The organism is Streptomyces paromomycinus (assembly GCF_003865155.1).
Classification (GTDB): domain Bacteria; phylum Actinomycetota; class Actinomycetes; order Streptomycetales; family Streptomycetaceae; genus Streptomyces; species Streptomyces chrestomyceticus.
The window spans coordinates 8,533,674-8,548,006 of sequence record NZ_BHZD01000001.1; the positions used below are offsets into that span (position 1 = coordinate 8,533,674).

Sequence of the window (14,333 nt, forward strand, 5' to 3'; positions counted from 1 at the left end):
TGCGCCCTGCCTCTCCCGCTCTCCGGGCCGGCTCAGGAGCCGGGTTCGTACACGAAGGGCCTGGTCCAGGTCACGACCTCGAAACCCAGCTTGCGCAAGGTGGGTTCGGAGGTCGGCAGCGCGTCCACGAAGACATGGGTACGGCCCCGCTCCCGCGCCTGCCGCAGTCTGCTGCCGACCAGTGCGGTGAACAGCCCCTGCCGCCGGTGCTCCGGGACGGTCCGGCCGCCCGCCAGCTCCGCGTAGCTGCCGCCGGGCCGGAAGTAGGCCCGGCCGCACGAGGCCGGCTGCCCGTCGACGTAGGCGATGTGGATGCTCAACGCCTCCGGGTCGTCCCGCAGTTCGGCGGCGAGCCGCTGCCGCTCCTCCTCGGCGTTCTTGCGGCCGAGCGCGCGGGCGATCTGCGCGTAGTCCGCCAGCCCCTGCTCGTCCGTCACGGGCCGGATGTCCCGGGTCGCGGAGTCGAAGGAGGCCAGGTCCGTGCCGTCCAGCGGCAGGACCAGCACGCTCTCCTGGTCGTCCGGCTCGAACCCGGCGGCGGTGAGCCGGCCGGCCAGGTCCGCCGGGGTGTCGTGGCCGTACAACTTCCATTCCAGGGTGTAGTTGCCCGACCGCGCCAGTGCGGTCTCCTCCCGGATGACGTCGTCCAGCTCCTCGGGAGCGCAGCGGGCGTACACGATCCGGCACTCGGAGCCGTCCGTCGCGAGCTCACGGACGACGCCCTTCCCGGAATCCTCACCTGACGCCCGGCGTTCCTCGTCGAGCCCCGCCAGAATGTTCTCGCTGTTCACGCGGTCGCGTTCCCTTCGCACGTCACCATGCCGGCGATCGGCCGTTCGTCGATCATGGAGTCGAGAATAGAGCAGAGCCTGTCCAGCAGACCCTGCGCGCGCTCCTCGGTGAGGATCTCGCTGTTGTAGGTCAAGGCGAGTTCGAGTCCACGGCCGGAGCGGATGAAGACGAACTGCAGGTCCGCCTCCTTCGAGCGGCGCGGCAGGTCCCGTGCCTGGAACAGGACGCCGCCCTTGCGCTGCGGCTCCTCCTCGCCGTCCAGCTGGTCCATCGCCACCATCACGTCGAACAGCGGGCTGCGGTCACGACCGCGTTCCCAGCCGAGGTCGCGCATGATCCAGCCGTACGGGTACTCCTGGTGCTCGAACGCCCGCAGCATGTCCTGCTGGGTACGGCTCAGTACGCTGCCTATGTTGTCGCCCGGCAGCAGCCGGAACCGCAGCGGAACGGTGTTGACGTGGAACCCGATCTGGCCTTCCAGGTCCAGCCGGTCGCGGCCGCTGGTGTAGGTGCCCATGGTGATGTCCGACTGCCCGGTCTCGCCCAGCAGCAGGAGGCCGACGGCGGCGCGGGCGACCACGAACTCGGTGACGTCCTGCCGGCTCGCCAGGGAGGCGAACCGCTCGGCCAGGCCGGCGTCCAGGGGACGCCGCAGCCGGACACCGGACAGGGCGCTCACCGGCGGCCGGGGGAAGTCGGTGACCAGCGGTACGTCGGGCGAGGCGCCGTCCAGCTCGCGCTTCCAGTACTCAAGGTGCTCGCGCCGCACCTGCGCTGTCAGCCGCTCGTCACGCCAGGCCGCGATGTCCTTGTACTGGACGGGGAGCTCCGGCAGCGCGGCCGGCCGGCCGGTGACCAGCGCGTCGTACAGCTCCTGCCACTCCCGGTGGAGCACGACGGCAGAGATCCCGTCCGAGACCAGCTGGTGCACCGACGTCAGCAGGACGTACCGGTCCTCGCCGGTGTGCAGCAGATCGGCCCGCACCAGAGGCTCCGCGGTGATGTCGAACGGCACGTGGACACGCGCCGCGACGAACTCCCGTACGGCGCCGTCCGGGTCGGGCCGGCCCGTCAGGTCGTGCACCCGGAACGCCGGGGTGAGCGCACCTGCCGCGTGCACGGTCTGGACCGGTGGCTGGACGCTCGTGCCGAAGGTGGTCCGCAGGCTCTCGTGCCGGTCCGCCAAGGCGGCGAAGGAGCGTTCCAGCAGGGTCTCGTCCACCGGGCCGTACAGCTCGATGAGGTCGTTGCGGTTGAACGCGGCGCGCTGGGCGTGCGTGTAGCGCTCCTCGACGGCCAGCAGCAGGCCCTGGGTGGGCGCGGACGCGTAAGTGCCGGGGCCGCCGAGGGACCGGATCGTCCCCTGCTCGCCGGTACCGGCGGCCCCGTCCAGCAGTGCGGCCAGCCCGGCCACGGTAGGACGGGAGAAGAACCGCTCCAGTCCGGGGTCGGCACCCAGCCGGCCGCGGATCCTGGCCAGCACCTGGATGGCGCGCAGCGAGTTGCCGCCGATGTCGAAGAAGCGGTCCGTCACCCCCACCGAGTCCAGCCCCAGCACCTCCGCCCAGATCTCGGCCAGCACCCGCTCGGCGTCCGTACGGGGAGCGACCGCGACCTCGGTGCTCCGCTCGGCGCGCAGACCGGCCAGCGTCGGGCGGTCGACCTTGCCGTTCGAGGTGAGCGGCAGCCGGTCCAGCACGATGAACTCGCTCGGCACCATGTGGTGCGGCAGTTCGCGCCGCACGTGGTCGCGGCAGCCGTCCACCGTGCCGTCGTCCTCCAGGACGAGATACGCGTGGAGTTGCTTGTCCTGCCCCGTCCCCGCGAGCTTCTTGACGACCACCGCCGCCTGTTTGACGCCGGGCGCTCCGTCCACCCGCCGCTCGATCTCCCCGAGGTCGACGCGGAAGCCGCGCACCTTGACCTGGCTGTCGGTCCGGCCGAAGTACTCCAGGTTCCCCTCTTCCGTCCAGCGGCCGTTGTCACCGGTCCGGTACATCCGCCGCCCCGGCTCGAACGGGTCGGTCAGGAACGCGCGGGCCGTCTGCTCAGGCGCGTTCAGATATCCACGGCTCACGCAGATGCCGGAGACGTAGATCTCGCCCCGCGCGCCCTGCGGGACGACCCGCAGATGCTCGTCCAGCACGTAGATCAGGGTGTTGGGAACGGGACGGCCCAGGGGCACGGTCTCGCTCGTCACGGGCCGGTCCATCACGTGGTGGGTGATGTCGTCGGACGCCTCGGTCGGGCCGTAGGCGTTGACCACCGGAATCCTCGGGTAGGCCCGCAGCCACCGGTTCACCTGACGCGGCAGGCACGCCTCACCCGTGACCATCAGGTGCCGCAGGTGCTCCAGCGTGACCGGCCGGTCGGCGCGGTCCCAGGCGTCGAGCATCGCTTCGAGATAGGACGGGACCACCTCCAGGACGGTGACCTCCTCGGCCTCGACGCGCTCGGCGAAGCGGACCGGGTCTAGCTGGAGCGCCTCCGACGCGACGACGGTGCGGCCGCCGGTGAACGGAGCGGCGAACATCTGCCACAGCGAGATGTCGAAGCTGTTGGAGGCGTTCTGGACGACGACGCTGTCCTCGGTGATCCCCAGGTCGGCGATCTTGGCGTGCAGGTGGTTCAGCATGCCGAGGTGCTCGACCATCACGCCCTTGGGCTTCCCGGTCGAACCCGAGGTGTAGATCACGTAGGCGAGCCCGGACTCGTCGACCTCCAGCCCCGGATCGCTGCTGTCACCGTGCTGACCGGTCTCCTCGGTCAGCACGGCCTGGCGGCATCCCGTGGGAATGTGCGCCGCCAGCCCCTCCGGCGCCTGCCGGGGATCCAGGGCCACGACCCGTACGTCCGAGGACTCCAGCATCCCGCGGACGAAGGCGGCCGGGTAACCGGGATCGACCGGGAGGTAGGCCGCACCGCACTTCCACAGGGCGAGGACGGACTCCACCATCAGCACCGAACGGTCCATCACCAGCGCGACGACCTCGCCGCTGGTCACGTCCAGCTCGTCGGTGAAGTACCGGGCGAGCCGGTTGGCCCGGGTGTTGAGCTCGGCGAAGGTGCGCCGGCCGGCCGGATCGGTGGCACTGGACAGGGCGAGCCGGTCGGGCGTCGTCGCCGCGAAGTGCTCGATGGCCCGGTGGATCTGGAAACCGCGGTCGAACTCCAGCTCTCGGTGGCCCAGGGTGCGTACCCGCTGCTCTTCACGGGTGGTCAGCAGTGGGAGCTGGCCCAGGGGAGTGTCCGGATCGGCCAGCGCCGTGTCCAGCAGGGCTTCGAACGCCTCCCAGAGCCCGTCGACGGTGGCCGGGTCGAAGAGCCGGGTGTCGAAGCGGACGGCCGCCCCCAGCGTGCCCTGCTGCTCGGCCAGCATGATGTTGAGGGGGAAGACACTCGTCTCCAGGGTCACGTCGACCTGCTCGACGCCCAGTCCGGTGGCGGCCATCGCCTCCAGCGGCCCGGTACCGGCACCGGCGAACTGCTCGAACTCGATCAGGACGTCGAACAGGTCCGGCGTATGCGTCCGCCCCCGCTCCTGGAGGTCGCGGACCAGTTCCTCGTACGGGTGGGACAGGTGGCGCAGACCGTCGTTGAAGGTGCCGCGCACCTGCCGGTACAGGGCGTCGAAGCCCGCTTCGGCATCGACGCTCAGCCGGAGCGGCAGGGTCCGCACCAGCATGCCGACGAGCTGTTCCAGGGCTTCCTCGCCGCGGTCCGCCACCGAGGTGCCCAGCACCAGGTCACCGTGTTCGCTGTACCGGGCCAGGACCGCGGCGAAGGCGCTGACCACGGAGGTGAAGGGGGTGCCGCCACGGGACCGGGCGAAGGACTTGAGCCGCTGCCACAGGGCGGCGGGCAGGGCGTAGTCGCGGTACGCGCCGGTGTAGGCACGGCCTTCCGCGGCGCCGGCCCGGGTGGGCAGGGAGAGCGCCGGGGGTACGGAGTCGAAGGTGTCGAGCCAGTACGCGGCGGCCTGCGCACGCCGGTCCTGCGCGCGCTGCGCCTCCCGCACATGGTGCTCACGGTAGTCGGCGCCCACCGGCGGCAGCGCGGCCTCCGTACCCGCGACGGCGGCAGCGTACAGCTCGGACAGATCGCGTACCAGCAGTCCCAGGGACCAGCCGTCGGCCACGAGGTGGTGGGTGCTGAGGCTGAGCAGGTGGCGCTCGTCCCGGAAGCCGGCGAGCCGCACGCGCAGCAACGGGCCGTTCTCCAGGTCGAAGGGGCGCGCCGCGAACTCCCTGACCAGGCCGACGGCCGCGGGGCCCGCCGGGAAGGCGGAGGTTTCGGTGCGCACCTCGACGGCGACCGTCCCCGGGACGGCCGGTGCCACCTGCTGGACGAGCTGCTCGCCCGCCAGCCGGAACCCGGCGCGCAGGCCGTCGTGGCGGGCGGTCAGGCCGTCCACCGCCTTCTGGAGCGCGGCGGTGTCCACCGGGCCGGTGAGCTCGAAGCTCCGGGTGAGGTTGAAGGCGACCGAGCCGCCCTCGAACTGGGAGGCCAGCCAGACGTTCAGCTGGGCCGCGGAGGCCGGGAAGAAGCCGGGTGCGGCGGGGGCAGCGGCCTCGTCGGCGGCCTCCTCGGCAGTGTCCTCGACGGCGTCCGGTGCCGTGTCCGGCTCCGGGGCCAGGAGCGTGCCGAGGTGGCCGGTGAGGTCCTCGGGGGTGTCGTAGTCGAAGAGGGTCAGGACGTCGAGTTCGACGCCGAAGAGCTTCTGGACCCGGTTGACCACCTGGAGGCCGCTGATGGAGTCGCCGCCCAGGTCGAAGAAGGAGTCCGAGGGGGAGACGGCCTCCGTTCCGAGGACGTCCCGCCAGACTCCCGTCACTGTTTCCAGGACGTCGGCGGGGGGCGGACCGGACCGCTGCCCGGCTGCTCCCGACGCTCCGGCCTCCTCGGCCGGGGCAGCCGCGGCGCCCCTCGCGGGCGCCAGGTCGGCGTCGTCCAGCCAGCAGCGGACCTTGTCGAACTGGTAGGCGGGCAGCTCGATCCGCCGTCCTGCGCCCGCGGTGCTCGCCCAGTTCCAGTCGGCGCCACCGGTGTAGAGATCACGCAGCAGGGCGGCGGGCCCCTCCGTCACGGACACGACCCGGTACCCGGCCCCGCCCCGTGCGACGAGTGCGCCGGAGACCGTGGACAGGGGGCCGGCCTCGACGAAGAGCACCGGCTGCGCGCCCACCAGCTTGCCGAGCAGCCGGTCGACGCGCGCGTCCAGATCGGCGGGTTCGGCCGGTTGCGCGGCGCGTTCCGCGTGCGCCAGGCGCTGTGCCTCGGCGAGCGGCACCCGGCCGGCCGCGGCGTCGATCACGTGCTTGCCCGCACCCTCTCCCACCACGTGGCGGAAGTCGAAGCCGATCTCGCGCAGCAGCCCGTGCAGGGCGTACTGGAAGGCGAACTGCCCGTCGGCTTCCGTGCCGTCGGCTTCCGCGGCCCGCTCGCACTGTGCGTAGAGCTCGCCGAAACGGGGATGGGCGGCGCGGAAGGCGGAGACCTGGCGGGGGTTGGCGGGGCAGCGCCCGGAGACCAGCAGAACGGTCACCGGGCCGACGGCCGACGGGCCGGTCGGCGGCTCGGCCAGGGCCCGGGAGAGGCTGTCGAGATCGTCGGCGGTCACCGCGTACCGGTACGGGTGGTGGTCGCGTCCCTCCGCCAGGGTGCGCTGGATGTCCGCGATCCGCAGCTGCGGGTCGCTCTCGATCCGGGCGCGTAGCGCGGCGATGTTCGCGGCCAGCGCGGTCGGGGTTCTGGCGGAGAACGGGATCCAGTAACCGTCGGGCGGCGTGTCCGCAGGAGCCTCGCCAGGCGCCGGTGCCTCTTCCAGGACCGCGTGCACATTGGTGCCCATGACGCCGAAGGAGCTGACCCCGGCCCGGCGTATCCCGGTTTCGCGTTCCCAGGGCGTGAGCTGCCGGGTGACCGAGACGGCCGACTCCGAGAAGTCGATCAGAGGACTGAGTGCCTCGGTGTGCAGGCTGGGGAAGAGCTGCCGGTGCCGGAGCGCCAGCACGGCCTTCACCAGGCCGACCAGCCCGGAGACGCTCCAGGTGTGGCCGATGTTGCTCTTCACCGAGGAGAGCGCGACGGAGTGCTTCGCCGCGGCGGTCGGGCCGAAGGCCAGGTCGAGGGCTTCGATCTCGATGGGGTCGCCGAGCCGGGTGGCGGTCCCGTGGGCCTCGACGTACGAGACCGTGGCGGGGTCGACGCCGGCCTTGCGCCAGGCCCGCGTGATCACCTCCGCCTGCGCCGAGCTGTCGGGAGCGGTCAGGGAACTGGACCGGTCGGCGACGTTGTTGGCCGCGATGCCCTTGATGACGGCGTGCACGGGGTCGCCGTCGCGCCGGGCGTCGTCCAGCGGCTTGAGCAGGACGGCGACCACGGCCTCGCCGGACCCGGTGCCGTCCGCCTCGGCGGAGAAGGCCCGGGTCTTGCCGTCCGCCGACCGGATGCCCAGGTCCAGGCCGGCGTCGTCCTGGACCGGGTCGCCGAACAGATTCAGGTTCACCCCGCCGACCAGCGCCATCTCGGCGTCGCCGAGCACCAGGTCGTTGACCGCGTGGTGCACGGCGAGCAGCCCGGAGGAGCAGGAGGAGTCGACCATGGCGGCCGGCCCGGACAGCCCGAAGAAGCGGGCGATGCGGCCGGCCGCGGCGGCCACGTGCACGCCCATCACCATCGGGGCCTCGATGGCGCGGACGAGCTGGTGGTACGCGATCCGGGTGTCGCCCACGTACACCGAGACGCGGCGGCCGTTGAGGGCGGCCGGGCGCTGGGCCGCGTCCTCCACCGCCTGGTAGGCGGTCTGGAGAAGCAGCCGGTGCTCAGGGGCCATCACCTGGGCCTCGCCGTGCGAGATGCCGAAGAAGGCGTGGTCGAAGGAGTCGATGTCCTCGATGTAGCCGTTGAGCTGGAAGTTCTCGTCCAGCGGCATCGAGGTGCGACCCCGGCGTTCGGCGGAGATCTCGCGGACGCTGTCCCGCCCGTCGCGCAGGTTCGCCAGGAACTGACGGGTGTCGTCGGCCTCGGGCAGCCGTACGGCCATGCCGACGACGGCGATGTCCCGGGCACCGGCGGCCGCCGGGAACTGATCAGAAGTCATGCTCGGAAACCTCGTCTTCCGTGGGGTCCTGGGTCTCCCGGGCAGCCGCCGGTTCGGCCAGTTGCGCCTGGAGAGCGATGGTGGGGTGGCTGAACAACTGCGCGACCCGGAAGGCGGCGGGAAACTCCTCCTCCAGCAGTGCGTGGAGCCTCAGCAGCTTCAGCGAGGTGCCGCCGAGCTCGAAGAAGACCTGGTCGACACCGGAGACCCGGCGGCCCAGGGCCGACTGCCAGGCTTCCTGGATCCGCAGTTCGGCCGCGGTCCGGGGGGCCTTGCCGGCGACGGGCGAGTCGTCGAGGAACGCGGGCGCGGGCAGGGCCCGGCGGTCCGGCTTGCCGTTCGCGTTCGTGGGGATGCGGTCGAGCACGACGAACTCGCCGGGGACCATGGCCTGCGGAAGCTGTCCGGTGAGGTACTGCCGCAGCCGTCCGCCCAGCCCGTCGCCCTCGGCACCGGTGTCCGGCACCACGTAGGCCACGAGGTGGTACTCGTCCTGCGGGGTCTTGTGGGCCGTCACGACACACCCCGACACCAGGGGGTGGCCCACCAGCGCCGCTTCGATCTCGGCCGGGTGGATACGGACGCCACTGATCTTGATCTGGTGGTCCGCCCGCCCGACGATCTCCAGCAGTCCGTCGGGACGCAGCCGCCCCACGTCCCCGGTGCGGTACAGGAGGTCCCGTTCGTCGGCACGGTACGGGTTCGGGTAGAAGGCCGCGGAATCGGGAGCGTTCAGACAGCCCAGGGTCCGGTACGGCGTACGGATGACGATCTCGCCGGGTTCGCCGACACCGCAGACGACGTCGCCGCGCAGCACGAACGCCTGGCACTGCGGCAGCGGCGTACCGACCGGCAGCACCGGCGGCAGCGTCTCGCCCGCCGGGACGCGATGGGCGAACTTCGCCATCGTGGTCTCGGTGGGGCCGTACAGATTGACGATCTCCCCGTGTTCCGGGAGCACTTGCCGCAATCGCTCCACCAGGGCCGCCTTCAGCGGTTCGCCCGCCAGGAAGGCCAGCCGGAGTCCGGGCAGGCGGGTCGTGGCCGGTACGTCCAGGAGCCAGGACTGGAGCACTGTGGGCGCGGCGTGCAGCACACTGACCCGCTCGCGCTCCAGCCAGGCGAACACCGCCTTGCCGCCCAGCAGGTCCGAGGGCTCGGGCACCACCGTGGTGCCGCCGGACACCAGGGCGAGGAGCGTGTCGCGGAGCATCACGTCGAAGGAGGGGCTGGTCAGCTGGGCGCACCGGTCCCCGTCTCCGATGCCGAACTCGCCGCTCTGCCACCGCAGGAAGTGGCTCAGCGACGCGTGCCGCCCCAGCACGCCACGTGGAGTGCCGGTGGTGCCGGAGGTGAAGAAGAGGTATGCGGGCGCGTCCGGGGCGACGGCGGGAAGCTCCGCGTCCGGGGCCTCCTCCGTCAGCGTTCCGGTGTGCGCGTCCACCAGGACCACCGGCAGGCCGCTGTCGTCGGTGCCGACGGCAGTGTCGGCTCCGTCGGCTCTGTCGGCGAACAGATCGGTGGCCCGCACCACGAGCTCGGGCCGGCCGGCGCTCAGCAGGTGGTCACGGCGGCCCGGAGGCAACGCCGGGTCCAGCGGGAAGAAGACGGCGCCGCTGCGCAGCACGCCCAGCATCGCCACGTAGAACCCGGGGCCGCGCGGTCCGGTCACCGCCACCACCCGGCCGGGCGCGCACCCTTCGGCGACCAGACGCCGGGCCAGATCCTCGGAGCGCCGCACCAGCTCCGTGTAGGACAGGGAGCGGCTTCCCTGGACGAGTGCCGGACGCCCGGGGGAGCGCGCGGCCTGCGCCGCGATCAGTTCGGTGACCGGCGGCTGCGGGGGCTCCTCGATCGCGGTGCGCAAGGCCGCTTCCGCACCGGCGGGCGAGGGCAGGACCAGCGAGTACGCGGCGAGCGGCCGCTCTGGTGCGTCGGCGATCTGCGCCAGCAGGGCGCCGAGCTGGTGCACCATCGTCTCGGCGCGGGCCGTGGAGAACAGGCTGGACTTGTGCACCAGCTCGATGTGCAGGCGCTCGCCGCCCGCGTCGTCCGGCTCGTCCCACACGTAGAAAGTGAGCGGGAATTTGGCCTCCGGCTCGAAGAGCTGGTCGTCGAACTCGACCTCCAGTCCCTCGATCCGGGCCTCCTCGCGCAGGCTGCCCAGATAGTTGAGCAGCACGTCGAAGACGGGGGTGCGGTCCAGCTGCCGGGCCGGGTTGAGCCGCTCGACCAGCAGCTCGAAGGGCGCCGACTGATGTGCGTACGCCTCCTGGACGCCGGTGCTCACCCGCTTCAGCAGGTCGGTGAAGACCGGCTCGCCGGACAGGTCGGTGCGCTGTACCAGCGTGTTGAGGAAGAGACCCATGATCCCCTCCAGTTCGACGCTCTGCCGGTTGGCCACCGGGTAGCCGACGCTCACGTCCTGCTGGTCACCGAGCCGGGACAGCAGCAGGCTGACGGCCGCCATGGTCACCTCGAACGGGGTCGTCGAGGTCCGTACGGCCAGCTCGCGCAGCTTGCGGGCGGTGGCGGCGGGGAGGGCCAGCGCGGTCCTGCCGCAGGACCTGTCGGCGGCCTCCGGGCCCGGAACGTCGGTCGGGAGCTCCAGCGTGGGCGCACCGGCGAGCCGCTCCGTCCAGTACTGGAGATCGGCGTCGACGGCCTGGCGGTGCCCCTCGTCACGTACGGCTGTGGCGTAGTCGATGTACTGCACCCGCAGATCGGGCAGCGGTTCGCCGGCCCCGCCCGTACGCCGGGTGTAGAGGGCCGACAGCTCCCGCATCATCAGCCGCGTCGACCAGCCGTCGCCGGCGATGTGGTGCAGTGTGGTCAGCAGCCGGTGTTCGGTCTCGTGCACCTTGAACAGACGGAAGCGCACCGGGGACTCTTCCCGCAGCCGGAACGGCCGGGCACCGTCCTCGTGTACCGCACGGGCGACGGCCTCCTCCGCCTCCTGCGGGCCGAGGTGTGACAGGTCGGTCTGCGAGAAGGGGAGTGCCAGGCCGTCGAGGGGCCGCTGGAAGGGCTGCCCGTCCTCGGAGTCGTAGACGACCCGCAGGATCTCGTGCCGCTCGAACAGGTCGGACAACGCGGCCCGGAGCGCCTCGGTGTCGAGCCGGCCGTGGAACGTGGCGAGCGTGGGGATGTGGTACGCCGTGCTCTCCGGGTCGAGCATGTACAGGAACCACATGCGCTCCTGGGCGTACGACAGGACGTGCCGCCCGGCGCGGGCCACCGGCTCCAGGGCCGCCCGCGCACCCGCGGCCGCACCGTCCACGAGCCGGGCCTGCGCGGCTACGGTCCGGTGGGTGAAGATCGCCGCCGCTTGCAGGTCCAGCCCGAAGTGCTCGCTGATCCGGCTGTTGAGCTGGAGTGCGCTCAGGGAGTGCCCGCCGAGCACGAAGAAGTCGTCCGTGACGCCGACCCGTTGGACGGACAGCAACGACTGCCAGATACCGGTCAGGGTCCGCTCGGTCGGCGTGGACGCCGCGACGTACTCGGTGGTCGCGACTTCCGCGCCGGAAAGCTGGACGAGCGCCGCGCGGTCCACCTTGCCGTTGCGCGTGACGGGGAAGGTGTCCGTGCGGATGTAGTGCGAGGGCACCATGTAGCGCGGCAGACGCTGCTCCAGTGCGTCCCGCAGCCGGTCGGCGGGCGGGCAGTCCTGGCCGGCCTCCACATACGCGTACAGGAGGTCCGTGCCGAGGGCGTCGCGCCGGGGGAGTACGACGGCGCGTGTCACCGCCGGCTGGTCGCGCAGTGCCTGCTCGATCTCGCCCAGTTCGACGCGGTGGCCGCGGATCTTCACCTGGTTGTCGCGCCGTCCCAGGTAGCGCACCTCGCCGTCGGGCAGCCAGTGCGCCAGGTCCCCGGTGCGGTAGATCCGCTCGTCCGGGAGGAAGGCGGCCGTGACGAACCGCTCGGCGGTCAGCTCGGGGCGGTTGAGGTAGCCGCGGGCCAGCTGCACGCCGCCGATGCACAGTTCGCCCGTGACGCCGACGGGGCAGGGCTGTCCCGCCTCGTCGACGACGTAGAGGCGGTTGCCGGGAGCGGGGCGGCCGATGGTGACCGGCCGCTCCCCGTCCTCGACGTGCAGCGTCGTGACGTCCACGGCGGCCTCGGTGGGACCGTAGTAGTTGAACAGGCGCGTGCCCGTACCGCCGGTGGCGGAGTGGAAGCGGCCGGCGAGGTCGCGATCCAGTTCCTCGCCGCTGCACACGCAGTTGCGCACGCCGGCGAAGGCGTCGGGCACGGCTGCCAGGTACTGGCTCAGCATCGAGGGAACGAAGTGCACGACGGTGACGCCGTGCCGCTCGACGGTCGCCCGGATGAGCCGCGGGTCGGACTCACCGCCCGGCGGCAGCATGACCTGGGTGGCGCCGAGGAGCCCCGGCAGGAGCAGTTCCCACACGGAGACGTCGAAGGAGTAGGGAGTCTTCTGGAGGAAGACGTCGTCCGTGCCCAGCCCGAGGTCGTCCGTCATCCAGCGGAGCCGGTTGACGATCGCGCGGTGCTCGATGAGCGCCCCCTTGGGGCGGCCGGTCGAGCCGGAGGTGTAGATGCAGTACGCCAGGTCGCCGGGGCCCGCCAGCGGCGGCGGATCGTCCGTACGCGGTGACAGGGCGGCCGGTCCGGTGATGTCCAGTTCCGGCAGGCCGTCGGGCAGGGGTACAGCCCCGCCGCCTCGGGTCAGCACCAGCCTGCTGCCGCTGTCCTCCAGGACGGTCCGCACCCGGTCCAGCGGGTCGGCGGTGTTGACGGGCAGATAGGCGCCGCCTGCCTTGAGTACGGCCTGAACGGCGACGGTCAGGTCCACCGAGCGTTCCAGATACAGGGCGACCAGGGTGCCGGCGCCGACTCCGTAGATCTCCCGCAGGGTCCAGGCGAGCTGGTTGGCGCGGGAGTTGAGCTCGGCGAAGGTCAGCGATCCGTGCTCGTCGACCGTCGCGACGGCGGCGGGGGTGCGGGCCGCCTGCTGCTCGAAGAGCTGCGGGAGGGGGGTGCCGAGGTCGTAGTGCGTCCCGGCGCGGTTGAAGCCGTGCACCACCTGGTGGCGTTCCTGCTCGCCCATCAGCCTGACGGTTTCCACGGCTCGGTCGGGGCGGGCCGACGCGTCCTCCAGCAGGACGCCGAAGTGCTCCAGCAGCCGCTCGACGCGGTCGGCGTCGAAGAGCTCGGTGGAGTACTCCGCCGTGACCCGCAGGCCCGTGGCCGTCTCCTCGAAGAAGACGGTCAGGTCCATCTTGCTGTGCCCGTTGCCCGCCTTGAGGGCGTCGAAGCGCAGCCCGGCCGCGGGTTCCGTCGGCCGGCCCCAGCCGTGGTCGAAGATGACCATGACGTCGAACAGCGGGTTGCGGCCCGCTTCGGTGGCCTCACCGGCGTCCCGTACGACCTGGTCGAACGGGTACTCGTGGTGCCGCAGTGCGCCCTGGAGGGTGTCCTGGACGGTGCGCAGCAGTGCGCGGAAGCTGGTACCCGGCTGTACGGTGTCGCGCAGCGCGATGCTGTTGATGTAGCAGCCGATCTGGTCGTACAGCTCCGGCACCGGCCGTGTCACGGCGGGGGTGCCCAGCACGATGTCGCGCCGGCCGGTGTACCGCAGCAGCTGGACGCGGAGCGCGGCGGACAGCCCCGCGAAGAGCGTGACCCGCTCCTGCCGGCACAGCGCCTTGAGTGCTTGGAGCGTGTCCTGCCCGATGTCGCGGCCGGTCACGGCTCCCCGGTAGCTGCGGGAGGCGGGGCGCGGCCGGTCGGCAGGCAGGTCCAGCGGGACGACGCTTTCCTGGAACCGCTCCTGCCAGTACGCGCGTGACGCGTCGAAGGACCCGCCGTGCAGGTGGGCCTGCTGCCAGCGCGCATAGTCCTTGTACTGGAGCTGCGGTGCCCCGGACTCCGGCTCCTCGCCGCGGACGAGCGCGTCGTAGGCCGAGGTCACCTGGTCGAGCAGTACCGTCATCGACCAGCCGTCCACCGCGATGTGGTGCGCGGCGACCGCCAGGACGTGCTCGTCCACGCCCGTGCGCACCAGAAGGACGCGCAGCAGACGGCCCGCCGCGAGGTCGAACGCCCCGGCGGTGAACGCCTCGACGAGGTGCTCCGCGTCACCTTCGGCCACCGCATGGGTCCAGTCCAGCGGGGCGTCGGGGACGGGGCGCTGCCGCGGAATCCCGTCCACCACCGCGAACGCGGTGCGCAGCGACTCGTGGCGGGCGAGCAGGGCCTCGAAGGCCCGCCGCAGCTCGTCGGCGTCGAGAGCGCCGCTCAGCCGGTAGACGGCCGGCACCGTATAGGCGCCGTGGGCGCCGCCCGCCTGCGTCGTCAGCCAGATCGAGAGCTGTCCCGACGACAGCGGGTACCAGTCGGCGGTCGGAGCGCGGGTGATCTCGTGCGGGCTCGGGCTGCTGTCCACGCGCAGGGCTTCCTCACTCTTCGGGGG

The 14,333-nt window shown here is 72.0% G+C and carries 3 protein-coding genes; all 3 read right to left on the reverse strand.

Translation table 11 applies throughout. The annotated features are described in order from the left end of the window. Window positions 1–32: 32 nt before the first annotated feature. Genes OEIGOIKO_RS36735 through OEIGOIKO_RS36745 form a run of 3 tightly spaced genes read right to left on the reverse strand, consistent with a single transcriptional unit; the run spans window position 33 to window position 14,306 of the window. Complete coding sequence (locus tag OEIGOIKO_RS36735; RefSeq protein WP_218040027.1) at window positions 33–791, reverse strand: GNAT family N-acetyltransferase; 759 nt, start codon at window positions 789–791, stop codon at window positions 33–35. After that, window positions 788–7,894 carry a non-ribosomal peptide synthetase gene (locus OEIGOIKO_RS36740; RefSeq protein WP_125057658.1) on the reverse strand — a complete coding sequence of 2,369 codons (7,107 nt, stop codon included), beginning with the start codon at window positions 7,892–7,894 and terminating at the stop codon, window positions 788–790. The genes OEIGOIKO_RS36735 and OEIGOIKO_RS36740 overlap by 4 nt, the downstream gene beginning before the upstream one ends. Beyond that, a complete protein-coding gene (locus OEIGOIKO_RS36745) occupies window positions 7,884–14,306 on the reverse strand; it encodes a non-ribosomal peptide synthetase (protein WP_170251964.1) in 6,423 nt (2,140 codons plus the stop codon). Before OEIGOIKO_RS36745 ends, OEIGOIKO_RS36740 begins: the two co-directional genes overlap by 11 nt. Window positions 14,307–14,333 lie beyond the last annotated feature (27 nt).

Coding starts and splice junctions, on each gene's coding strand:
- OEIGOIKO_RS36740 (WP_125057658.1), bottom strand. CDS start 7,894: ATGACTTCTGATCAGTTCCCGGCGGCCGCCGGTGCCCGGGACATCGCC.